We start from the raw sequence: 626 nt of genomic DNA on the forward strand, positions 1-626 counted from the left end.
CATCAAGAAAGACCCATTCAAAATCAGCCATGCTAGATAAGCTTTTGAAAAGATTATCTAAAAGCCCTTTCTTTGACTGCGTATTTCGGTGATTGCGATCGCTCGTTTCCGCTGTTTTTCAAGCAAGCTGTCGCTATTTTTACAATTCAGCAACGTGAATGATTACGCTGCACACTTTTCAGGGTTCAAATACACCTCATCGATATAACTCCAGTCTCTTGTCTGCCGACTCCATCTGCCTGGATTCGTCAATTGAGCACGTCGATAGACTTGTATACGCTGTCGGAGAATTTCATTATCCTCGCCACAATGCCTCTGCTGAGGTGTTACATACTTTATGCCACTGTGTTTATGCTCATTGTTATACCAATCAACAAAATTACCAACCCAACACCGAGCATCTTCAATGGAAGAGAACCCATCCATTGGCCATGACGGACAATACTTTATTGTTTTGAACAACGACTCAGAGTATGGGTTGTCATTGCTTACTCTTGGCCTAGAGTAAGAGCTTACGATCCCAAGGTCATACATCTTTGCAAGCATGGTGTAATACCAATTTGATTATTTAATTGGTCAGCTTAGTCCAACTTCGGTAGCACATAGATATAACCTTCTCAGTCGAC

2 pseudogenes are annotated in these 626 nt (G+C 41.7%); both read right to left on the reverse strand.

The features are described 5' to 3' along the window. Nucleotides 1-76, reverse strand: a pseudogene (locus tag Q1A70_RS20275) (IS5/IS1182 family transposase); the annotation flags it as partial. A gap of 86 nt (nt 77-162) precedes the next feature. Beyond that, nucleotides 163-549, reverse strand: a pseudogene (locus Q1A70_RS20280) (integrase core domain-containing protein); the annotation flags it as partial. Nucleotides 550-626: the final 77 nt, after the last annotated feature.

The sequence above is a fragment of the uncultured Vibrio sp. genome (assembly GCF_947488985.1).
Lineage (GTDB): Bacteria > Pseudomonadota > Gammaproteobacteria > Enterobacterales > Vibrionaceae > Vibrio.